At 58.5% G+C, this 23080-nt stretch carries 21 protein-coding genes; 10 read left to right on the top strand and 11 right to left on the bottom strand.

Annotated elements, in window-relative coordinates; genetic code table 11:
- Window positions 1–24 precede the first annotated feature (24 nt).
- Both ACWIKB_RS20460 and ACWIKB_RS20455 read left to right on the top strand, forming a co-directional pair.
- Window positions 25–792 carry an SDR family oxidoreductase gene (locus ACWIKB_RS20460; RefSeq protein ID WP_054047414.1) on the top strand — a complete coding sequence of 256 codons (768 nt, stop codon included), beginning with the start codon at window positions 25–27 and terminating at the stop codon, window positions 790–792.
- A 314-nt stretch (window positions 793–1106) separates the two neighbouring features.
- The gene (locus ACWIKB_RS20455) at window positions 1107–2222 is read left to right on the top strand and encodes a Gfo/Idh/MocA family protein (protein WP_475269068.1); all 1116 of its coding nucleotides are present in this window, start codon (window positions 1107–1109) and stop codon (window positions 2220–2222) included.
- A 3-nt stretch (window positions 2223–2225) separates the two neighbouring features.
- Here the strand turns inward: ACWIKB_RS20455 and ACWIKB_RS20450 are convergent, their stop codons facing one another.
- The 6 genes from ACWIKB_RS20450 to ACWIKB_RS20425 form a co-directional block, all read right to left on the bottom strand.
- Window positions 2226–2852, bottom strand: a complete 627-nt coding sequence (locus ACWIKB_RS20450) for a trimeric intracellular cation channel family protein (protein ID WP_475269067.1) — start codon at window positions 2850–2852, stop codon at window positions 2226–2228.
- A 513-nt stretch (window positions 2853–3365) separates the two neighbouring features.
- Window positions 3366–3614, bottom strand: coding sequence for a DUF1652 domain-containing protein (locus ACWIKB_RS20445; protein WP_475269066.1), 249 nt, complete (start codon window positions 3612–3614; stop codon window positions 3366–3368).
- 197 nt (window positions 3615–3811) lie between these two features.
- Window positions 3812–5305, bottom strand: a complete 1494-nt coding sequence (locus ACWIKB_RS20440) for a helix-turn-helix transcriptional regulator (RefSeq protein WP_475269065.1) — start codon at window positions 5303–5305, stop codon at window positions 3812–3814.
- 387 nt (window positions 5306–5692) lie between these two features.
- Complete coding sequence (locus ACWIKB_RS20435) at window positions 5693–6598, bottom strand: LysR substrate-binding domain-containing protein (protein WP_475269064.1); 906 nt, start codon at window positions 6596–6598, stop codon at window positions 5693–5695.
- Between the two features lie 6 nt (window positions 6599–6604).
- On the bottom strand, window positions 6605–8785 hold the full coding sequence (locus tag ACWIKB_RS20430) for a xanthine dehydrogenase family protein molybdopterin-binding subunit (RefSeq protein ID WP_475269063.1): 2181 nt from the start codon (window positions 8783–8785) through the stop codon (window positions 6605–6607).
- A complete protein-coding gene (locus tag ACWIKB_RS20425; protein ID WP_475269062.1) occupies window positions 8785–9249 on the bottom strand; it encodes a (2Fe-2S)-binding protein in 465 nt (154 codons plus the stop codon). The genes ACWIKB_RS20430 and ACWIKB_RS20425 overlap by 1 nt, the downstream gene beginning before the upstream one ends.
- Window positions 9250–9367: 118 nt before the next feature.
- Between ACWIKB_RS20425 and ACWIKB_RS20420 the strand changes: the two genes are divergently transcribed.
- The 8 genes from ACWIKB_RS20420 to ACWIKB_RS20385 all read left to right on the top strand — a co-directional run bounded on the left by ACWIKB_RS20420 (window position 9368) and on the right by ACWIKB_RS20385 (window position 18933).
- Complete coding sequence (locus ACWIKB_RS20420) at window positions 9368–10258, top strand: LysR substrate-binding domain-containing protein (RefSeq protein WP_475269061.1); 891 nt, start codon at window positions 9368–9370, stop codon at window positions 10256–10258.
- Window positions 10259–10656: 398 nt separating this feature from the next.
- Window positions 10657–11586 (top strand): amidohydrolase family protein, encoded by a 930-nt coding sequence (locus ACWIKB_RS20415; RefSeq protein WP_475269060.1) that lies wholly within the window; start codon window positions 10657–10659, stop codon window positions 11584–11586.
- Window positions 11587–11590: 4 nt separating this feature from the next.
- Complete coding sequence (locus ACWIKB_RS20410; RefSeq protein WP_134418495.1) at window positions 11591–12496, top strand: amidohydrolase family protein; 906 nt, start codon at window positions 11591–11593, stop codon at window positions 12494–12496.
- A 300-nt stretch (window positions 12497–12796) separates the two neighbouring features.
- Window positions 12797–14182 (top strand): UbiD family decarboxylase, encoded by a 1386-nt coding sequence (locus ACWIKB_RS20405; RefSeq protein WP_475269059.1) that lies wholly within the window; start codon window positions 12797–12799, stop codon window positions 14180–14182.
- The gene (locus ACWIKB_RS20400) at window positions 14179–14808 is read left to right on the top strand and encodes a UbiX family flavin prenyltransferase (protein WP_475269058.1); all 630 of its coding nucleotides are present in this window, start codon (window positions 14179–14181) and stop codon (window positions 14806–14808) included. Before ACWIKB_RS20405 ends, ACWIKB_RS20400 begins: the two co-directional genes overlap by 4 nt.
- A 92-nt stretch (window positions 14809–14900) precedes the next feature.
- Entirely contained in the window at window positions 14901–15941 is a 1041-nt protein-coding gene (locus tag ACWIKB_RS20395) for a CobW family GTP-binding protein (protein WP_475269057.1), read from the top strand.
- 235 nt (window positions 15942–16176) lie between these two features.
- The gene (locus ACWIKB_RS20390) at window positions 16177–17529 is read left to right on the top strand and encodes a nucleobase:cation symporter-2 family protein (protein WP_475269056.1); all 1353 of its coding nucleotides are present in this window, start codon (window positions 16177–16179) and stop codon (window positions 17527–17529) included.
- Between the two features lie 12 nt (window positions 17530–17541).
- On the top strand, window positions 17542–18933 hold the full coding sequence (locus ACWIKB_RS20385) for an amidohydrolase family protein (RefSeq protein WP_475269055.1): 1392 nt from the start codon (window positions 17542–17544) through the stop codon (window positions 18931–18933).
- 191 nt (window positions 18934–19124) lie between these two features.
- On the opposite strand, the gene ACWIKB_RS20380 is transcribed toward ACWIKB_RS20385, so the two are convergent.
- The 5 genes from ACWIKB_RS20380 to ACWIKB_RS20360 all read right to left on the bottom strand — a co-directional run bounded on the left by ACWIKB_RS20380 (window position 19125) and on the right by ACWIKB_RS20360 (window position 22773).
- The gene (locus ACWIKB_RS20380; protein ID WP_475269054.1) at window positions 19125–19499 is read right to left on the bottom strand and encodes a DUF6124 family protein; all 375 of its coding nucleotides are present in this window, start codon (window positions 19497–19499) and stop codon (window positions 19125–19127) included.
- 508 nt (window positions 19500–20007) lie between these two features.
- Window positions 20008–20748, bottom strand: a complete 741-nt coding sequence (locus tag ACWIKB_RS20375) for a hypothetical protein (RefSeq protein ID WP_475269053.1) — start codon at window positions 20746–20748, stop codon at window positions 20008–20010.
- A 347-nt stretch (window positions 20749–21095) separates the two neighbouring features.
- On the bottom strand, window positions 21096–21461 hold the full coding sequence (locus ACWIKB_RS20370) for an immunity 8 family protein (protein ID WP_475269052.1): 366 nt from the start codon (window positions 21459–21461) through the stop codon (window positions 21096–21098).
- 413 nt (window positions 21462–21874) lie between these two features.
- Window positions 21875–22147 carry a hypothetical protein gene (locus ACWIKB_RS20365; RefSeq protein ID WP_475269051.1) on the bottom strand — a complete coding sequence of 91 codons (273 nt, stop codon included), beginning with the start codon at window positions 22145–22147 and terminating at the stop codon, window positions 21875–21877.
- A 275-nt stretch (window positions 22148–22422) separates the two neighbouring features.
- Window positions 22423–22773 (bottom strand): hypothetical protein, encoded by a 351-nt coding sequence (locus ACWIKB_RS20360; RefSeq protein WP_475269050.1) that lies wholly within the window; start codon window positions 22771–22773, stop codon window positions 22423–22425.
- Between the last annotated feature and the right edge of the window lie 307 nt (window positions 22774–23080).

Below are 23080 nucleotides of genomic sequence, written 5' to 3'. Positions count from 1 at the left end.
TAAGACTTTTTATAAGAGAATCCCATGTCCAAGACTCAGTTGTTCGACCTCGACGGCAAGATCGCTTTCGTTTCCGGCGCCAGCCGTGGCATCGGTGAAGCCATCGCCAAACTGCTGGCCCAGCAAGGCGCCCATGTGATCGTTTCGAGCCGCAAACTCGACGGTTGCCAACACGTGGCCGACGCGATCATCGCCGCCGGCGGCAAAGCCACCGCCATCGCCTGCCACATCGGCGAAATGGAACAGATCACCCAAGTTTTCGCCGCTATCCGCGAACAGTTCGGGCGCCTGGACATCCTGGTCAACAACGCCGCGACCAACCCGCAGTTCTGCAACGTGCTGGATACCGACCTCAGCGCCTTCCAGAAAACCGTCGACGTGAACATTCGCGGCTACTTCTTCATGTCGGTGGAAGCCGGCAAGCTGATGCGCGACAACGGTGGCGGCAGCATCATCAACGTCGCATCGATTAACGGCATCTCGCCGGGGATCTTCCAGGGCATCTACTCGGTGACCAAGGCTGCGGTCATCAACATGACCAAAGTCTTTGCCAAGGAATGCGCGCAGTTCGGCATCCGCTGCAATGCCCTGCTGCCGGGCCTGACGGATACCAAATTTGCGTCGGCGCTGGTTAAGAACGATGCGATTCTGAAGACTGCGCTGCAGCAGATTCCGTTGAAGCGGGTGGCGGACCCGAGTGAAATGGCGGGCGCGGTGCTTTATCTCGCCAGCGATGCATCGAGCTATACGACTGGGGTTTCGTTGAATGTGGATGGGGGGTTTCTGTCCTGAGTTGATTCAACGGATACACGAGAGGCAGCCTCAGGGCTGCCTTTTTATTGCCCGCCGTTCACTGCTGATTGTTCCCACGCTCCCGCGTGGGAATGCCTCAACGGACGCTCTGCGTACGCTTTTGGGGCGCGGAGCGTCCCGGGCTGCATTCCCACGCAGAGCGTAGGAACGATCAAAGTCAAAAGATCGCAGCCTTCGGCAGCTCTACGAGGAACATCACAGCATTGAGAATATTTATTCTACATATTGCATATAAAGAATATTTATTCCATAAATAGCCCTCCTGAAAACAAAAATCCAAAAGGACCCCGGCTATGCGCGAACTCGGTATCGGACTCATCGGCACAGGTTTCATGGGCCGTGCCCATGCCTTGGCGTTTCGTAATGTCAGCGCGGTCTTCGAACTGCCCTTGAAGCTCAAGCTCGCCGCTCTGGCCGACGCCGATCCGCAGCGCGCGCGGCAGTGTGCCGAGGCCTGGGGTTTCGACAGTGCCCACAGTGACTGGCAACAACTGATCGATGACCCGAAGGTCAACCTGATCGCCATCACCACGCCCAACCACTTGCATTACCCCATGGCCATGGCCGCCCTCGCCGCCGGCAAACCGGTGTATTGCGAAAAGCCCCTGGCGGTGAGTCTCGAACAGGCCAACGCCATGCGCCTGGCGGCCAAAGCCGCGGGTGTGGTAACGCGGGTCGGTTACAACTATCAGCACAACCCGATGATTGGCCTGGCGCGCGAGCTGATTCAGAATGGCGAACTGGGCGATCTCGTCAGTTTCCAGGGCGAGTTCAGCGAAGACTTTATGGCCGATGCCGCCTCGCCCTGGTCCTGGCGTTGCGAGGCCGGGCATGCCGGTGGTGCGCTGGCCGACCTGGGCAGTCATTTGCTGGCGATGGCCCGTTATCTGATGGGCGATGTCGAAGCCGTGTGCGCCGATACCCAGACCGTGCACCGGCAACGCCCCGCCACTGCCGGCAGCCAGGAGCAACGCGCCATCGCGGTGGACGATCAGGTCCATGCGCTGCTGCGGTTTGCCAACGGCGCCCGGGGCACGTTCAGCAGTAGCTGGCTCAAGCACGGTTACAAGAATCACCTGAGTTTCGAGATCAGCGGCACCAAAGGCACGCTGATTTTCGATCAGGAGCGCTTGAATGAATTGCGTCTGTTCCGTGTCGGCCAGGATGGCTTCCAGCGTCTCCTGGCGGGGCCGAACTTGCCAGGTTATGCGGCGTTCAGCCCGGCACCGGGGCATCAACTTGGCTACAACGAACTCAAGACGCTGGAAGTGCATGATCTGGTGATGGCGCTGGCCGGACTCAGCCAAGGGGGAACGGATTTCGAACAGGCCTGGGAAGTCGAACGCCTGGCGACGGCCATTCGCCTGGCCGCCCACGAGTCGCGCTGGGTCAGGCTTGAAGAGGTCTGAGGCTCAGCCGCCCATGACTTTCGGCAACTGCCAGCCGTAATTCACCGACAACAACCGCAACATCAGGCATGCCGCGCCGGCCAACAGCGCGGCGGCCACCGGCGGCACACCACATCGCCGCCCAACGATCAGCACCGCCGCGCCGACAAAGGCCGAACTCGCGTATAGATCTTCCTGCAACACCACCGGCACTCGCGCCAGCACGATGTCCCGTAATACGCCGCCACCGACCCCGGTGATGGTGCCCATGAGCGAGGCTACAAACGGCGAGATTCCGAAATTCAACGCCTTCTGCGCCCCGGCCACCGCAAACAACGCCAGCCCTGCGGCGTCCAGCACAATCAACGTCGAACCGGACCAACCCAACACCTGCTCATGAAAGACAAATGCGACACCGCCCATCAAGAACGCCAGGGCCGGATAACGCCAGTCGGCCACGGCATTGGGAGGCGTCGCGCCGATCAGCAGGTCCCGGGTCACGCCGCCGCCCAGGGCAACAATGAAAGAAATCACCATCACCCCGAGCAGGTCGAGGTTGCTGCGCATGGCACTGATTGCACCTTCTACGGCAAACACCGCAGTGCCGACCAGGTCGGCCACCAGCACAATCTTCTCGACGCGAGGTTTCAACGGACTTACTGAGTAACGCAGCGTGTGGTGGTGGTGACGCGAGTCACTTGCGCGTCCATGCGCGCATCGCCCATCACATCGGTTTTATCCATGGTTTGACAGGTGCGTTCAGGCGGTGGCGGTGGTGTAACGGGGGGCGGAGGCGGAGGACTGGCACAAGCACCTAACATCACCGCGCAGAATACGAGCGACAGTGGTGTAAAAAGGCGTTTCCCAAGACTGTTCATAGGCTGGCCTGCGGTGGCTGATCGACGTGTTTCCGCGACTCGAAAACAACACCGCGCAGCCGCAGTCCCGGTCACAGAAAATAAGTACCACGCATTTCTTATAGCCTAGCTACCGGCCAATGCCAGTAAACACCCTTTATCGAAGTTGTGTGCCGATCACAAATGAGGGGGGAAACATCAATCCACTGTGGGAGCGAGCCTGCTCGCGAAGGGGCCATAACATTCAAAATCACTGTTGAATGACACACCGCCTTCGCGAGCAGGCTCGCTCCCACAGCAGTAAAACTTACGAGGTTTCGGGCCGATGCAAACCATTGCTCTCAAGCTCATACCGCAGCTCTTCGATCAACGCCACCACTGCCTCTGAAGTTCTGAGGTTCGCGATACTCAACCCGCTGACCACCAGATCCACCTGCCCCGACACTGGGTGATAGAGTTTCACGGTCAACGAGTTGTCGCCCGTCAGCGCACAATCACAGGCCAGCGGCGAAAAACTTTGCTCCAATTGAGTACGCAACTGCGTCAGATAAATCATCCTGATTCACCCGACCACGGCTACAAAATCGATGGCATTGGTGAACTGTTCGTGACCCATGTGGCTGTTCCTTTAGCTGTTTCGAAGGGGACGCGATAGCGCTCCGGAGACGCCTACCGCACCCTCACAGATTAAGAACTGTCACCCCTGCCCAAAACCTACATTTGCACCCTCGCCACTAGTGCATTTGCACCTTATCACTGGCCCTTCGGTCGCCACTCGCTGGAGAACAACCCGCGCTCCCGCGCCCAGACAATCGCCTCGCTGCGGCTGTGCACATCCAGCTTGGAATACACCGTGGAGACGTGGTTACGCACGGTGTTCGGTGCCAGCTTCAGGCGCGCAGCGATTTCCTTGTCGGCCAGGCCTTCGCAGATCAGCCCGAGCACATCGCGTTCCCGAGCCGTGAGGTCGGTGAACGACACGCTGGGCAACTTCGGCGAGTTGACGCTCTTCACGTTGGCGAGTTTTTCGATCAGGGTGCGGCTGAACCAGGATGCGTCCTTCATCACCTCTTCAATCGCCGACACCAGTTCCAGCTCGGTGCGTTTGCGCTCGGTGATGTCCATAAACACCAACAGGTAGCAGGGGCTGTCCTGAATATTCACAGTATCGGCCGACACGGCGCACTCAATCAGCTCAGCGCCTTTCTTGCGCACCCGCACATCGACACGATCCAGTCTGCCGGCCTTCTCCAGGGCCGCGAACAGTCGCGTACGGGTGCTCTTGTCATCGATAAAATCCACCTCGGTCACGGTCTTGCCGAGGACTTCCTCGCTAGGGTAGCCGAGGGTATCGAGGAAGGCTTCGTTGACGTCGATCACCAGTTGATTCTCGGCGCTGCACACCAGCGTCGGCACCGGCGTCAGGCGAAAGGCCTTGGCGAAACGTTCCTCGCTCTGGCGCAGGGCGAGTTCGACCTTGTACCGCGGCTCCATGTCGACGAACGAAAACAGCATGCAATCTTCTTCGTTGAGCTCCAGAGGTTGCCCGGCCACGATCACCTGCTTACTGCCGCCATCCGGCAGCTTCAGCTCGGCCTGCATTTGCGGAATGGTCGAATGCTGGCGCAGGCGCTCGATTGCCAGGTCTTTCTTTTCCGCGCCTTCGAGGATGTCCAGCTCATAGATCGACACGCCGATCACCTGGTCACGGCTGTAGCCGGTCATTTCCTGGAAGCCCTGATTGACCTTGATGTAGCGCAAGTCGCTGAGACGGCAGATCACCGCCGGGGCCGGGTTGGCGTTGAAGGTTTTCTCGAAACGCTGCTCGGCGCTGGCCCATTCGGTAACATCGTTCATGATCAGCACCATGGATTCCGGCTCACCGGCGCCGTTAGCAAGCCCCATGCTGCGCACGCTATGGACCCGCATGCGTTCTTCGTCGTCGGCCGGTATGACTTCCACCAGCACGTCACTGAAAATCTCGCCCCGGGCGATCCGGTTGATCGGGTAATTGTCCGCCGGCACCGGGTGATTGTTGCGATAGCGCAAGGCGAAACGCTGAGCGTACTCCTCGGCATTGGTGCCCAACTCGTCGATCTGCTTGACCCCGTGCATCGCCAGCGCGGCGTCATTGGCCCAGAGAATGGTCTGGTCAAGCTCCAGCAAAATCACCCCGTCGGATAAACCGGCGATGATCTGCTGCAACTGACGACGATTGGTTTCGGTGGTCAGGACGTCCTGGCTCATTGGGTCTCCACGATTGCGGCGGTGCCTTTAAGCACCGCCCTGTGAAGATTACGACCGCAGGGGGCTGGGATAGTGCAGCCGAGACGCCTTGGCCCGCGTTGTGAACCCGGTTCCCCTGTGGGAGCCACTGTGTCTGGCGTAGCTGTAGGCAACGGCGCAAGGCGATGTAGCCTCGCATCCGCCGTGAAGGACAGATCTTTCACTACAAGAATTTTCGATCATTACGTCCCGTAACTCTCGGGAGGACGGCCCCAAAAATCAAAAGATCGCAGCCTTCGGCAGTTCCTACGGAGATGCTTACATCCGCGCTGTACCCAACCCCCGTAGGCGCTGGCGAAGCCTGCGATCTTTTGATCTTGATCCCAAGATCACAGCCATCGCCAGCGCCTACAGGGATTTTCGTTGGTCACCTTCCTGCATCACCAACTCACGCAACGTATCAAGAAAAAGCTTGAGCACCGGCGATGCATCGTCGGCGCGATAGGTGACGTACAGCGGCACTTCCGGCAATGCCGGGGTCAGGCGGCGAAATACCAGCCCGGCCGGGGCCATTTGCTCGATGGAGGCCGGCAGCAACGCCACGCCGAACCCGGCCCGCACCAGGCTGAGCAAGGTTTGCACCTCGATTACCTGCTGGCGAATCTGCGGCGTGAACCCGGCCTTGATACAGCACTGATAGAGAAAATCGGCAAACCGTGACTGCTTGAGTTCCAGCGCCACAAACGGTTCTTGCGCCAGGTCCGCAGGCGCCAGGCTTTCGCGCCGGGCCAGCGGGTGGTCGGCCGGCATGACCACCCGGATCGGCTCGTAGATCAGCAGTTCGTTGCGCAACAGCGGATCATCTGAACCGACCCGGAACACACAGGCATCGATGCGTTTGGCCTTCAACGCCTTGACCTGGGCCGCCGGGGTCATTTCATGCAAACGCCAATTGACCTGCGGATAGCGCTCGCGAAACAGATGCAAGGCCCGGGGCAGCACGCCGACCATCACCGAGCTGATCATGCCGATCTCCAGTTCCCCCAGTTGCCCGCGACCGGTTTGTCGGGTCAGGTCCAGTGCGCGGTTCAACTGTTCGAAGACCAGCGGCGCCTGCTCCTTGAGCATCTGCCCGGCCGCCGTCAGCTCGACCCGATGATGGCTGCGCTCGAACAACGGCGTGCCGAGCTCTTCTTCCAGCAAGCGAATCTGCTGGCTTAGCGGTGGCTGGCAGATGTGCAAGCGCTCGGCGGCCCGACCAAAATGCAACTCTTCAGCCAGGGCCATGAAGTAACGCAGCAATCGCAGGTCCATGGCGGCTCACCCCAGGCTCAACGGCGTTGAGCGCTGACGCACGCCAGTCAGACTGAACAACGCATTGGCGATGGCCGGCGCCACCGACGGGCTACCCAACTCACCGACACCGCCGGGTTTGCTCGGCTCGCCGTCCAGCACCAGGATGTCCGTGGCCGGCATGTCGGACATCCGCGTCACCCGGTAGTCGTGGAAGTTGCTCTGCACCACCCTGCCCTGTTTGATGTCCAGACGATCGAACAGCGCGTGGCCGAAGCCCCACATCAGCCCGCCATAGATTTGCTCTTCGACCCCGCCCGGCGACACCGCCAAGCCGCAATCGACCACGCAGGTCAGCTTCTCGACTTTCGTTATGCCGTCCTTTTTCGAGACCCGGGCGACCACCGCAATAAAACTGGTGTAACCCTGATTCGTCGCGATTCCCAACGCCGTGCCTTCCGGTAATGGCTGCCCCCAGCCGGCGCGCTCGGCGGCGCTCTTGAGCACAGCCACGTGCCGGGGCCGGTCTTTCATATTGGCCAGACGAAAAGCCAACGGGTCTTGCCCGGCACCGTGGGCCAGTTCGTCCATAAAGCTTTCCACGGCGAACACGTTGGGTATGAAGCTGACCGAGCGATACCAGCCGCTGGGCACGTTGCTTTCGTGCTTGACCCAGGCCAGATCGAGGTGCGGCGGGCGATAAGCAAAGTCCCACGCGGTGATGGCTTCGGTGGTGCTGTAATCCATCTTGTCGGGACGTTCGAAATAGCCCGGTTCCCATTGCTCCGGCGAGGCTGGTGACACCGCGTTGAGCTGCAACGCGGTCAATCGCCCTTCAGCGTCCAATGCGCCTTTGGCCCGATGCAACGTGGCCGGGTGCATGAACAACGCGCGCATTTCATCTTCGCGACTGTTCATCAACTTGACGGGCACCCTGGCCTGTTGCGCCAGGTACGCCACTTCAAACAGCCAGTACTTGGATTCCCGGGCACCGAAGCTGCCGCCGGAAACCAACTCGTTGATCGTGACTTTGTCCTTGGCGATCTTGCACACCGTTTCTGCCGCCTCAAGGGCTGACGACGGCACCTGAACCCCGCCCCAGTAGGTGATCCCGTTGTTCTTGACGTGGGCGGTGATGCAAATCGGTTCCAGCGGGTTTTGCACCTTGTACGGCATGCGGTAATCCGCTTCGAGGAGCTTCGCCGCGGTCGGCCATTGCGCGTTCACGTCACCCGCCGCCATCGCTGTCACACGCTGTGCATGCTTGTCCTCGATGGCCGCGGCTTGAGAGGCGGCCAACTGATCGCTGTCAAATCCGGCCAACGGCGAATCGCTCCATTGCACGTTGAGCACGGCGCGACCCTGATGAGCCGCCCAATAGTTATCCGCCAACACCGCAACGCCTTCCAGATTGCCACCGAGCACGTCCGGACGACCAGGAATCGCGATCACTTTACGTACACCCGGCACCTGCAGAGCGGCGACGGAATCCACCGACAGCACTTTCGCCCCGACCACCGGCGCTCGTTGAATCACCGCGACCAGCATCCCGGGCAACACCACATCGATGCTGTATTTGAACCGCCCGCAAACCTTGGCCGCCGCATCGCGTTTGTGCCGCAGTTTGCCGATGTATTTGAACTGCGCCGGGTCTTTCAGCGTGACCTTGACCGGCGCTGGCAGGTGCGCGGCGGCGGCAACCAGTTCGCCATAGCCGAGGCTGCGCTGGCTGGCGCCGTGCCGCACCCGACCGTCCTCGGTGGTGCAACTGTCGGGGCTGACGTTCCACTGCCCGGCCGCCGCCGCGATCAGCAGCGCGCGTGCCGTGGCACCGGCCATGCGCAAGCGATCATATTCCAGGGAAACGCTGGTGCTGCCGCCCGTGGAAAAGACCTTCCAGACTGGATGAATGTAGGCCTCGAAGAACGGATTTTCCGGGGTGATCACCTGTACGGTCATCGGGTTGACGTCCAGTTCCTCAGCCACGCACGCCGCCAGCGCAGTCTGAGTGCCGGTGCCGGAGTCGTGCTTGTGCACCACCAGTTTCACCGTGCCGTCGGGCAGCACGCGGACCCAGGCATTGGGTTCAAATTCACCTGCCGATGCAGGTGTCGCCGCGATGCCCGAAGGCAAATGGAATGCAATTGCCAGCCCTGCCGCGACGGTGGCCGATTGCTTGAGGAAGAGGCGGCGCGACAGATTCGTCATCACGCCTCCTTCGGCGCATTGGCCGCGCGTTTGATGGCTTTGTTGATCCGCCCGTAAGTGCCGCAGCGGCACAGGTTGCCGGACATGGCATTGCGGATCGACTCATCATTCACCGCACCACCGGTGTTGAGCAATGCCGCAGCGGACATGATTTGCCCGGATTGACAGTAACCGCATTGCGGCACATCTTCGGCAACCCAGGCCAGTTGCAGCGGATGCTGTTCGGTGGGCGACAAGCCTTCGATGGTGGTGATGTTGTGCCCCGCCACGGCAGCGACCGGCAGTTGGCAGGAACGTACCGCGACACCGTCCAGGTGCACGGTGCATGCACCGCACAGGCCCATGCCGCAGCCGAACTTGGTGCCGGTGAGTTTCAAGTGATCACGCAATACCCATAACAAGGGCATGGAGGGCGACGCCTCTACCAGCTCGTGTCGTTCGCCGTTTACCGTGAATTCGATCATTGTCAGGCTCCAAGAGAGCGGCCCGTCTTTGTGCAGGCCTGGTGATCGATTATTGGAAGCCTGCGTAAAAGCGGGCCAGCGACGATTTCTGCCATCCTGTGTAAGTAGGACTAACAGCATGTACAAGCGATACCCGTCGGTGCAGTCCATGAGCGCGTTTATCCAGGCGGCCCGCAGCGGCAGCTTCTCCAGCGCCGCGCGCAAACTCGACCTGACCCACAGCGCCATCAGCCAACAGATCCGCTCGCTGGAAGACTTCATCGGCCAGCCGCTGTTCGTGCGTGAAGGCGGCGGCAGCAACCTGACCGATGCAGGGCAGTTGTTTGCCAGCGTATTGTCCGACGGGTTGGCGCAGATTGACCGGGCGTTGTCCTCGGTGAAAAACCGCAGCGTGGCGCAACGGTTGACCATCGATGTCGACAGCGAACTGGCCCAGAGCAGGCTCAATCCGCGCTTGCCTGAGCTACTGAATTTATTGCCGGACCATGAGGTGGTGTTGTTGTCGATGCCACGTTCGGATCGCAGTACGTTTGAACGGGTGGACCTGGCATTGCGCTACGGTTATGGCGATTGGGATGACTGCGAGATGACGCAGATTTGTGGGGACAGTGTCCGGGCCGTGGCCTCGCCTGCGCTACTGGAACGGTATGGATTGCAAGTACCGATCAGCCCGGAACAAATATTGGAATTGCCGTTGCTGGGATATACGCGAAGGTCGTGGATTCCGTGGCTGGATGCAGCGGGCATGACTCCGGTGGAACCGTCGGCGCGAGTGATTTTTGATAATGCGGCGAATTTGATTGCAGCGGCCGAGGCCGGGGTGGGCGCGGGGCTGGTGCGTGGGTTGCTGGCAGCGGATGCGTTGCGCAATGGGCGTTTGGTGGAACTCAATGACGCGCAGATTCCAGCGCATTACAACCTGTATGCGGTGTGGCCTCCAGGGCAGGCTGAGCGGGTGGCGCCGGTGGTTGAGGTGATCAAGCAGTTGGCTTTGCGTACACAGGGCTGACGCTTTCGCGAGCAAGCCCGCTCCCACAGTGGATCTTCAGTGGGTGCAGGATTTGTGTCACTGATCGTTCCCACGCTCTGCGTGGGAATGCATCAAGGGACGCCCCGCGTTCCAATGGGACGCGGAGCGTCCCGGGCGGCATTCCCACGCAGAGCGTGGGAACGATCGGTCGATCGGTTTGCCGGTCGATATCGAACGGGTATCAACACCCCGCCCAATTAATATTGTACGAACCCAATCCCCCCTTCCAATACTTCCCCCCAAGCAGCCAGCGTCCCGAGCCGGATGCGACCAGGCGAGGGAATGCGCATTCGTGCGCATAGAAATGGCCGATGACCCGGGACGTGGTTGCTGTGAGCCCAGAGGCTCCCTTCCCCGCTATCAGGAGATCGACTTCAATGATCATCGATATCAGTTGCTATCCCACCGACCTGGTGGACCTCGCCTGGAGGCATGACGGTGACCCGTTCACCGGCGAGCGTCTGCTGGAGATGATGGATGGCCCGTACATGGTCAACGGCAAACCTCGCCGCATCGACAAAGCCTTCATCCAGCCGCCCCAGGGCAACACCATTTACACCTGGACCGACGGCGACCTGACCGGTCGCGAATCCATCGACGCCTACATGGCCTACACCCTGAAAATGGTCCAGACCTATCCGGACCGTTTCATCGGTTGTTTCGTCTACAACCCGCGCTGCGGTGTGCAAAACGGCGTCGAAGCCATTGAGCGCTACGTCACCGAACACGGCTTCAAGATGGTCCAGATGCAAGCCAACATGCACGCCTATCGCCCGGACCGGGCACTCGACTGGGTGCGTCCGTGCTTCGAGAAATGCGCCGAGCTGGGCATCCCGGTCAAGCTGCACACCGGCGACGGCCCTTACAGCATCCCGTCGGAATGGGTGCCGATGATCAAGGAATTCCCCAACGTCGATTTCATCATGGCCCACTTCGGCGTGCAGACCGGCGGCGTCTATGTATTCGAACCGATGCAATGGGCCATGGAGTTACCCAACGTCTACTGCGAATCGGGCTGGTGCCTGCAATCGCGGATTGTCGAGTTCGCCAAGGTCCTGCCAACCCACAAAATCCTCTTCGGCACCGACACCCCGCCAAACGAACCGGGGATGTGGCTGCGCCTGCTCGAAGTGCTCTGCCATGAGCCGCCCCAAGGCCTGAACCTCGACGAGGACACCCTTGAAGACTACCTGGGCAACAACACCGCACGGATGATCGGCCTCGAACCGACCCCGCCGCCGCGCACCGTCAGCGAAGCAGAGGCGCAACTCAAGCGCCCCGTCACCACCCAACTGGCCAGGAGCTGAACCGATGATTATCGACACCCATCTGCACCCCACCAACCTGGTCGACGAGGCCTGGCGCCACACCGGCGAACCGTTCACCGGCGAGCGCATGCTCAAGCTGATGGACGGCCCGTACATGATCAACGGCAAGCCGCGCCGTATCGACATGGGCTTCATCCAGCCGCCACCGGGCAACACCGGTTATCGCGACGGCAACCGCCGGGGCCGTGAAGGTGTGCGCGACTACATGTCGTACATCGCCGAGTTGTGCATGAAGTACCCGGACCGTTTCATCGGCAACTTCAACTTCAACCCGCGCTGGGGACCGGAAAACGGTGCGGCGGAGCTGGAATTCCACATCAAGGAATACGGCTTCAAGATGCTCAAGCTGCACGCCAACATGCACGGCTACCGCCCGGACCGCGCACTCGATTGGCTGCGCCCGGCGATGAAGGTTTGCGCCAAGTACAACATCGTGGTGCTGATTCATACCGGCGACGGGCCGTACACCATTCCGACGATGTTCTACCCGATCATCCGCGAGTTCCCGATGGTCAATTTCATCATCGGCCACTTCGGTATCCAGACCGGCGGCAACTACTCGTTCGAGGCGTTCTGGATGGCCATGGACACGCCGAACGTCTACTGCGAATCCGGCTGGTGCTTCCAGTCGCGGATCGTCGAATTCGCCAAGGAGTTGCCGCGCAACAAAATCGTGTTCGGCACCGATTCACCGCCCAACGAGCCGGGGATGTGGTTGCGTGAGCTTGAAGTGCTGTGTTCGCCGGCACCGCAAGGGTTGGGCATCGATGAGGATCACCTTGAAGACTACCTGGGCAACAACATCGCCCGGTTGTGCGGCATCGAACCGACACCGCCACCCAAAGACCTGATCGAGGCGGACATTCGCCTGACCACCACCTACCTCTAGGTTGGTACACAACCCATGTGGGAGCGGGCTTGCTCGCGAAGGGCTCAGCACATTCAACATCTCTGTTGACTGACACACCGCATTCGCGAGCAAGCCCGCTCCCACAGGGTTCGCGGTGAACATTTTTACTGGAACACCACAAATCAAATGTGGGAGCGAGCCTGCTCGCGAATGCGGTGTGTCAGTCAACAGAGATGTTGAATGTGCTGAGCCCTTCGCGAGCAGGCTCACTCCCACAGGGATCTCACTCGCCTCAAGATTTTCTGAGTGAACGGCACTGCTTTTTTACGAGGTGAAACCATGACCCTCTCGACGCTCGGCGATACCCAGGACTTCCACGCTTTCATCGACGCCTATCGCCGCCAATACCCGGACGATGTGCTGACGATTCAGCAACAACTTTCAGCCGACCAGGACGTCACCGCCCTGGTCGACGCCCTCGCCGCACAAGGCCGCGATCCGCTGCTGATCTGCGAAAAGGTCGGCCATCTCGGCGTACCGGTGGCGACCAACCTGTTTGCCTCCCGAAGCCGCATCGCCCGGATCTTCGGTGTCACCCCGGCGCAGTTGCACGAAACCTTCCAGGCCCGCGCCAACCAGCCAATCCCGCCGCGCTACGTCGAAACCGGCCCGGTGCTGGATGAAATCTTCGAAGGCGAAGCCGTGGACCTGGCGCTACTGCCAATGCTCAAGCACTTCGACAGCGACCGCGGGCCGTACATCACCAACGCAATCATCATTGCCGAAGACCCAATCACCGGCATCGCCAACATGAGCTATCACCGCTCGATGCGCCATGCCCGCCAGACCCTCGCCACCAGCCTGCATTCACGCGGTCACCTGTGGCGCATGCTGCAAACCGCCCGCGAGCGTGGCGAAGAATTGCGCGTGGCGATGGTGGTCGGCGCGCACCCGTTGTTCATGCTCGCCGCTGCTGCACGCTTGCCCTACGGCAGCGATGAACGCGCGGTGGCCGGCGGTTTGTTTGGCGCTCCGTTGGAACTGGTCAAGACCCCGCGTTACGGCATCGGCGTGCCGGCCTACGCCGAGTTTGTACTCGAAGGCGCCATCGATCCGGCGGCCTATGCCGAAGAAGGTCCGTTCGGCGAATTCAGCGGTTATTCCTCGGATCGCTCGACCAACAACGTGCTGCGCGTCGACACCCTGATGCGGCGCAAGGACGCCTGGTTGGTGGACGTGGTCGGCGGGCGTTACGCCGAACACCTGACCCTGGCGCGGCTGCCCAGGGAAGCGGAGATGAGTGAAAAGCTCAAGGCGCGTTTCCCGGCCGTCACCGCCGTGCACTACCCCAATTCCGGCACGCACTTTCATTGCTACGTGGCGCTGGACCAAAGCCGCGACGGCGAAGCGCGACAGATCATGCTCGCCCTGCTCGGCTGGGACCCGTACCTGAAAACCGTGATCGCGGTGGACAGCGACATCGACATCACCGATGACAGCCAAGTGCTCTGGGCTTTGGCCACGCACTTCCAGCCGCATCAGGACATCTTCGTCATCGACGGCTTGCCCGGCAGTCCGCTCGATCCATCGTCCTCGGTCAACGGCACGACCTCGCGCATGGGTCTCGACGCGACGCGGGGTTCGGGCTTTGACGGGATCAAGGCGCAACTGGATCAGGAGGTGGTCGAGCGGGCACGCAATCTGCTGCGGAGCTATCAATCATGAACCGCCAGCGGATGGTGGTCGGGATCAGCGGTGCGTCGGGGTTCATTTACGGCGTGCGCCTGCTGGAGTTGCTCGCCGAGCTGAACATCGAAACCCACCTGATCATCAGCCGCGCCGCGCTGCTGACCATGGCCCATGAAACCGACTACAAACTGGCGGACGTCACCGCGTTGGCCAGCCACTACCACCGCGCCGACGATGTCGCCGCCGGGATCGCCAGTGGTTCGTTTCGCTGCCTGGGCATGGTGGTCGCACCGTGCTCCATGCGCACCCTGGCGGAGATCGCCACCGGCACGTCTTCGGGGCTGATCGGTCGTGCCGCTGACGTCACGTTAAAAGAACGCCGCACGCTGGTGTTGATGGCCCGGGAGACCCCACTGACCCTCGCGCACCTGCGCAACATGACTGCCATCACCGAGATGGGCGGGATCATCGCCCCGCCAGTGCCGGCCTTCTACGCCCGCCCGCAGGATCTTTCGCAAATGGTCGATCACAGCCTCGGCCGTGTCCTCGACCTGTTCGGCCTCGACGCCGGTACAGCGTTGCGTTGGCGAGAACCCACAGAACCCTGTGGGAGCGGGCTTGCTCGCGAAGGCGGTGTGTCATTCACCGGTAATGGCGACTGATCCAGCGCTTTCGCGAGCAAGCCCGCTCCCACCAAAAGCAGCATCACTGCAATTCAATGTGCACCGGTCAATTCGTCATCAAGGAGCCTCACATGAACAGCCCATTCAACGCCCCCACCCCGAACCGCAAAATCCCGGTGACCATCCTCACGGGTTTCCTCGGCGCCGGCAAAACCACCCTGCTCAACTACATCCTCAAGGAAAACCACGGCCGAAAAATCGCCGTGATCGAAAACGAATTCGGCGAAGTCGGCATCGACGGCGACCTGGTACTCAGCTCCGAAACCGAAGAAATCTACGAGATGGTCAACGGTTGCGTGTGCTGCACCGCTGAAGTCCGCGAAGACCTTGTGCGCATCGTCCGCGAACTGGTGGCGCGCCCGGTGCGGCTCGATCACATCCTGATCGAAACCAGCGGTCTGGCCGATCCGTACCCAGTGGCCCAGAGCTTTTTCATCAACGACCCGATTGCCGATGAAGTGGAACTCGACGCCATCGTCACCATGGTCGATGCCAAACACATCGCCCAGCACCTGGAGGATTTGCAGCTCGATGGCGTCGACAACCAGGCCGTGGATCAAATCGTGTGTGCCGACCGGATTGTGATCAACAAGGTCGATCTGGTCAGCGCCGAAGACGTGGAAGCACTGCGCGGCAAGATTCGCGGGTTGAACGCCACAGCGGAGCTGGTGACGTCCAGTTATGCCGAGATCGACCTGACGAAAATCCTCGGGATCGGCGCGTTTGAATCGACTCAGAAGCTGATGGAAATCGGTTCGGAGCACGACCATCACGCCGAAGAACACCATCACGATGAACCGGACCATGAACACGACCCGAGCGTGTCGTCAGTCGGGATCGTCGTGGACGGCGCGGTGAACCTGGGAGCGTTTCATCGCTGGATCAGCAAGCTGCGCAGCGAGCAGGCCGACACCCTTTACCGCATGAAAGGCGTGCTGTCGGTGGCGAATCAAGACCAACGCTACGTGCTGCAAGGCGTGCACAGCCTGGTCGAGTTCCGCGCCTCTACTTTGTGGGGCACGGAACCGCGCTCCAGCAAGATTGTGTTCATCGGCCGCGACCTGGACCGCGCGGCGCTGAACCAGGGCTTTGCCGCCTGCCTGGCAGGCTGAACACAGCATCGGAGCCGGTGGATGGCGGTTCCGGGCACGAGAACGAAATGCCTGATACCAAACGCAAACCCTGTGGGAGCGGGCTTGCTCGCGAAGAGGCCGTGTCAGTCGACATCCATTTGTCTGACACACCGTCTTCGCGAGCAAGCCCGCTCCCACAGGGGAAACCGTCGCCACCCGGCATCAGAACGAATACCCCTCTCTACAGCACAAAAACAGCAAGAGGTGTTTCCCCATGTCGTCAGCCACTACCGTCTCCACCGTGCACCCGGTCGATCAGATTCTGCCGGTGCGGCAAATGCTCACCCTCGGCCTGCAACACATGGCCGTCTCGTACATCGGCGCCATCGCCGTGCCGTTGATTGTCGCCAGCGCCTTGAAAATGTCCCAGGCCGATACCGTCGTGCTAATCAGCACCACGCTGTTCTGCTCCGGCATCGCCACGCTGCTGCAAACCGTCGGTTTCTGGAAATTCGGCGTGCGTTTACCGATTCTCCAGGGCGTGGCGTTCAGCAGTGTCGGCCCGGTGATCGCCATCGGCACCAACCCACAAGTGGGGTTCGCCGGGGTCTGCGGGGCGGTGATCGGCGCGGGAATCTTTACCATGCTCGCCGCGCCGTTCGTGGGTCGATTACGCCGGTTCTTCCCGCCGGTGGTGACCGGTTGCATCGTCACCGTGATCGGCTTGCAGCTGTTCCCGATTGCTTATGAATGGGTCGGCGGCGGGCGCAACGCCAGTAACTTCGGCGCCCCGGCCTATCTCGCCGTGGCCGCCGTGGTGTTGGCGACCATCCTGTTGGTCAACCGCTATGGCAGCCCGATGATGCGCAACATGGCGGTGCTCGTCGGCATGCTGGTCGGCGCGGGGCTGGCTTACGCACTGGGTATGGGCAGTTTTCACAGCGTGCAGGAATCGCCCTGGTTCACCGTGCCCTACCCGTTCTACTTCGGTTTGCCGACGTTTAGCCTGATTCCGATAGCGACCATGGTGGTGGTGATGATCGTGCAGATGGTCGAGTCCATGGGGCTGTTCGTGGCCATCGGCGACATCGTCGACAAACCGGTGGAAGAGAAACAAGTCATCAACGGCCTGCGCGCCAATGGCCTGGCCAGCACCATCGCTGGGATGTTCGCGGCGTTCCCGTTCATTGCCTTCATGGAAAACGTCGGGCTGGTGATTCTGACCGGCGTGCGCAGTCGCTGGGTGGTGGCGATCAGCGGCTTGCTGATGTGCTCGGTGGCGCTGGTGCCGAAGGCCGGGGCGATCATCGCCTCAATGCCCATGGCTGCGCTGGGCGGTGCCGGGATTGCGATGTTCGGTGTGGTCGCAGCGGCGGGGATTCAGACCCTGGCCAAGGTCGATTACGAGCGCAATCGCTACAACGTGTTGATCGTCGGCTTCACCATCGCCGCCGCCCTCGTGCCGGTGCTGGCACCGACCCTGTTCAAGCAAATGCCCGAGTGGTGCCAGCCGTTCCTGCACAGCAGCGTGGTGATCGCCTGCCTGGTGTCGGTGTTGCTCAACGCCACGCTCAACGGCGTCAGCGTGCCCGATGCGTCCACCAAACCTGCCTCCCACATCCTCTGACCGGAGCCGACCATGACTCAACTGCAAAATATCCTGATCAAAAACCCTGTGGCGGTGATGACCGGCCTGCGCGGCCCGCGTGCCCGTGCCGGTAAAGTCGACATCCGCATCGTCAATGGCCGCATCGCCGAGATGGCGGTGGGCTTAGTGGCGCAACCCGGCGAACGAGTGATCGATGCGCGCAACGCGGTGGTCTATCCGGGCTGGATCAACACCCACCATCACCTGTTCCAGAACCTGCTCAAAGCCGTGCCCGAAGGATTGAATCAGGACCTGCAAGGCTGGCTCGCGAGCGTGCCTTACCCGCGTCTGAACCGGTTTACGCCGCAACTGACCCGGATTGCCGCACGGCTGGGAATGGTGGAACTGCTGCTGTCCGGCGTCACCACATGCGCCGATCACCATTACCTCTATCACGCCCATGGCAGCACCGAGAGCGGTGACCAGTTGTTCGACACTGCCGACGAATTTGGCCTGCGCTTCGTGCTGTGCCGGGGCGGCGCACTGGAGTCCGCCAGCGCCCATCCGGGGTTTTCGAAAACGGCGCTGCAACCGGAATCGCTGGAGCAAATGGTTGGTGACATCGAGCGGCTCAAGTCTCGCTATCACCAGGACACACCCGATGCCATGCGCCGGGTCGTCGTCGCCCCGACCACCCCGACCTTTTCCCTGCCACCGACCTTGCTTCGGGAGCTGGCACACACCGCCCGTGGCCTCAATTTGCGCTTGCACACGCACCTGTCTGAGACGCAGAACTACGTGAACTTCTGCCGCGAGAAATACAACTGCCTGCCGGTGGAATTCGTCGCCGAACACGAATGGCTCGGCCCCGACGTCTGGTTCGCCCACGCCGTGCACCTGCAACCCGGCGAAATCCGCATGCTCGCGCAAACCGGCACCGGCATTTCCCATTGTCCGGTGAGCAACGCACGGCTGGGCAGCGGCGTCGCGCCCGTGCCGCAAATGGTCGAGGCCGGGGTGCCGATTTCACTGGGAGTGGATGGCGTGGCGTCCAATGAATCCGGGAGCATGGTCGGCGAAGCGCACACGGCGTGGTTGATTCACCGCGCCGAACAAGGCGCGTCGGCGACCACTGCTGAAGAGGTGATCCACTGGGGCACGGCGGGTGGGGCGCAGGTGTTGGGGCTGGGCGCGGTCGGGACGTTAGAGGTCGGGCAAGCGGCGGATCTGGTGATCTACGGGCTGGACCATCCACGATTCTTTGGCTTCCACGATATTGCCGTGGCGCCGGTGGTCGCGGGGGAACCGATTGCCGTGAAATACAGCCTCGTCGGCGGGCGCGTGGTCGTGGATGACGGCGTGATACCGGGGCTGGATCTGGCGCAGATGCGTGCTGAAGCGTGGGATGGCGTGCGGCAGTTGCTGGCGCAGGATGTCGACTGACCCGCACTCAAACACAACACAGAACCTGTGGGAGCGGGCTTGCTCGCGAAGAGGCCGTGTCAGTTGCCATGCATTTGTCTGACACACCGCCTTCGCGAGCAAGCCCGCTCCCACAGGGAATTAGTGTTTCGGCGCAAATTGATCGTTCCCACGCGGGAACGATCAGTTAGTGAGCCAACGCCCACAGGGGTCTATTGAACCCGCTGCGACGGATCGATGTTGTCCAGCGCTCGATTCACCGCCAGCTCACCCAGCATGATGACCTGCTGTAACCCCAGCATGGTGTTGCGCTGCGGCCCTTCCAGCAGTGCCGCAAAATCACTCGCCATGACACTCGCCGAAGCCAGGGATTCGCAGGCGTTGGCCAGCAGGGTCTCGGTGTCGACTTTGGGGATGATGGTGAAAATCGTGCTGGACTTGCGCGGGGTGTCTTTGACGACGGCGGGATTGAGGTAGTGATTGAGGGCGCGCTCGGCGGCCTCTTTGAGTTTTGCTGAATCGAGGTTGGTGTACGTGGACGTGTCTTCGATTTCGGATTCGGGTGGATTGGGTGTGTCTTTGAACATCGTGGAGCTCCTGTCGAAATAGAGCCGCCACGACCTGTCGCTAAACAAGTAAGGGTGGCGGCTGAACGCAGGTTAGCGAACCGGGTACAGGCACCCCGGTAGACCCGAAGGTCTCCCGCGCACAGCCGCCATAACACTAATTGCAGATGAATCCTGCAAGAGAGCCTGGAGCACCGTTGCGCCTGTATATGGTCGGATCGCTAAACCCGGTCACTGAACATTCAGCGACCCGGAAACGATAAAGACCAGGCACAAGGCGCACAAGCCGGCGGATTCTGGCGCAGTTGTAGGCAAAGGCGCAAGGCGATGTAGCCTCGCATCACTCTTGTAGGAAAGTTCTTTAGCTACAAAATTTTTCGATCAGTGCGGCCAGTGTTATCGAGGTAACGGACCCAAAAGATCAAAAGATCGCAGCCTTCGGCAGCTCCTACATTGGAATACGCGTTTCCCTGTAGGAGCTGCCGCAGGCTGCGATCTTTTCTGCACTCACCGAAAGTCAGGAAGAAGCCTAATACTTGCAAGCATTATTCGACTGATACAAGGCTGTAGTAATGAATTGCCAGATCGACTTTACAATTTCCGGGTCGTTCATAAATTTGCTGAGGTCATAAACATGGATGTTGTTAAAAATGTCTTTATCCAAAAATTCAAGAACAACAGGGGCATTGTCAGACACCAATAGAAAATCATTGACCTTTAACAGCCACTCCCCAGACTTTTTATTGACGAACGGATTGAGTAATCGCTTCAGCATGTAGTATTCAAAGCAGCCATTATGAATAAATCTGACAATGAAATGCGGGTCATTGTACAACTTGGCAGGTATCGGATAGGTGCCGTTGCAGGCCATTTTGTGATTGCCGCTGGTGGGTTTGGTCAGCGGTAACCCGAGGATGGTCAAGGTGATCGTGCAAAACCCGCAATGGGGTTCCGTGGTGGAGAACTCACTCGCGCCGATGGGTTGCCCGCTGCCATTCACGATCGTCCCGTACAGCACATGCCAATATTCATTTTCAAGCATGAAATTCAGGGCACACATTTCCGAATGCATATTGTCTTTAGTCGTGAAGCTTCTGGATGTTTGATTGGGAAGTTTGACAACAGTCGTAGCGGACATGCCGCCGTCCATGTTGTAAGGCACAAATTTTTGTTTGTCAGTCGTCGTTCGGACCTTGTCCACTGACGCCACCGCGCTGGCCGCCATCTGGCCAAGGTTGGCGGTTTTAACATTCAACGTGGTCTTTCTCATCGTCGCGTCCGACGCTTCGCTGAGATTATTTCTGTAAGCGCGTAACGGACACGGATTGGTAATGCACAAGGGAAAATCCGACCCGGGGTTCCAGCTATTTCCACATCCCTGATGGCTACATTGCATTTGAACACTCCCCAGCGAGTTGGCGCTTGATGAGCTATAGCAAACAATCAAAGGAAGTCAAATTCAGGCAGGTGTGGCGCTGCAGTCCGTGGGGAAATGGAGACGGGCAAAAAAGTGGCAAGAAACGGGACAGTAAAAAAAAGAAACTAAAAAAAGTGGACAGATTTATTTATGAGCATAGCGACACAGCAACTTTTCAAATAAATATGTCCCCGTTTCGCTTATGGACCTTCCTCTTCGTAGCCCTCAAACTCCCAACGGCCTAATCTTGACACTTTCTTTGAGACCTCGTTCCAGCTCGCCCCTGAACACCCCAGTAAGAACTTATCAATGGCGTGAACAATTTTCTGATAGTTGTACTCATGAACAATAAGGTAATGCATTCCTATAAGAACCTCACCTTCTCCAAGATTCTTCCCTATCCACTTCGGAGTACAAACCTCGATATCAAATGACTCCGCACAATCCTCACCTGCTGGGCCAATCATCGCTTGTATAAGGAAGCCGAAACTATCCGAGTATTCAGGTTGGTAATTTTCAAGATCATGAATATCGAGGCTATGAACCCCTTTTAGTTCTGCATTCATAAATTAGTCCGTGATATCCAAATGAGCATTTGACTGCCACTTCTTTGTCTCTTGGCCTGGAAACCTTTGCTCAAAATTAGCCTGAGTTCCCTGCTGGTATGGTTTGTAAGCAAAAAATAGCAAAAAAGGGGACAGATTTATTTATGAACATAGCGATACAACAACCGTTCAAATAAATCTGTCCCCTTTTTCGATATTCTTCGGCCCAAGGCTCGACAATAAGCAGCATGACTTCAGATGCTCCATTAATGCAACATATTTTCTTGATGTTTTTCAAACCCCTAAAAAAGAGGATAGGTCATTTGGAATCCACACGCGCATTAAATAGGCACAGCCCCTCCTAACTCAATAATTTTTAGCGCCTTAAAACAAATCCGCCCCCTGTTAGTTTCCTTTTGCAGCAACCAGCCAAGCTAGAATGATTTTATTATTTTCTCCGCCAACCACGCCTCACTTTTATTTATAGAGATAAAGCACCCTTCGAACGAACCACTTGTCAAAACAAGTTGACGCCCTGAATATTCAACAGTAACCAGCGTTGAGTAAGGCCCTCGCTCACGCTTTATCTCTACTGCATTCAGACTTCTCAAAACAACGCTAACGAACTCCTCAAACTCGTATTCCTCATATTCATTAAAAAAAACAAAACAGCTAAACTCATTGCTAGATTCAGAAAAACGGTTCATGGTCAAATTCCCGACCCTCCAACAAAGAAAGGGGACAAGTTTATTTATGAGCATAGCGACACAGCAACTATTCAAATAAATCTGTCCCCTTTTCACTCTATAAAAAACGGAGAAAAAATGGATAAGCTATTTACTGAGGACCGCTGCATTCATTCAAATAAGCAACAAATGGGACAGATTTATTTAAGAACCAAAATCAACCTGAGCCCCCTGACGATATAGTTTTTAATTAAAATAAATCCGTCCCCTTTTGATCAGTTATTTTCGGTTGATTTTTACACTAACTGAAGGATCTTCACATCCTGTAATAGCCCCTCTGTCTCATCTTCACTTGTATCATACAAAATCACTTTTAAGTCGCTTTCAGCTAGTAAACTTGCAATTTGCTGACGATGGTATTTTTCAGCAGCAGGAGCTCTCCCTGCAGCCAAAACAATGACCAAAACCTCTACCATAAGTCGCTCAAGTGCCGGTGCAGCTGCATCATAAATCTGATCGTACGCATACCCAAACTCAAATTCATCAGGAGCCCACTGCTTTCCACCTATAAGTTTCCCCCGGCAATATTGATAATAACAATCAAGCAGCCAAAAACGCACTTCTTCGTAAGAGCTTTGTTTTGTCATTTTACAAGCCACTCTTGGTCGGCAAAATAAGTTTCCCAGCATTATCAAAAATATTAACTACAACACCAGAAGCACTCAACTTGAACAAGTCAATAACATTTAAGAAACTTGCGCAAGGTGGCCGCTCCGTGATCAAGCTAATAGTTCCTGTCGCCGATGGGACAACAAAGGGGACAGATTTATGAGCATAGCGTCGCAGCAACCATTCAAATAAATCCGCCCCCTTTTCCAGTTATCCCCAATGCTAAGTTATCTCCGATGAGCCGATTGACATCTGGTTTTTATGTGAAGTCCCTTCTCCACCTAA

It is taken from the genome of Pseudomonas sp. 5Vm1k (assembly GCF_056161485.1).
The sequence above is the reverse complement of the archived record's forward strand: the minus strand, read 5'-3'. Positions and strand labels throughout refer to the sequence as shown.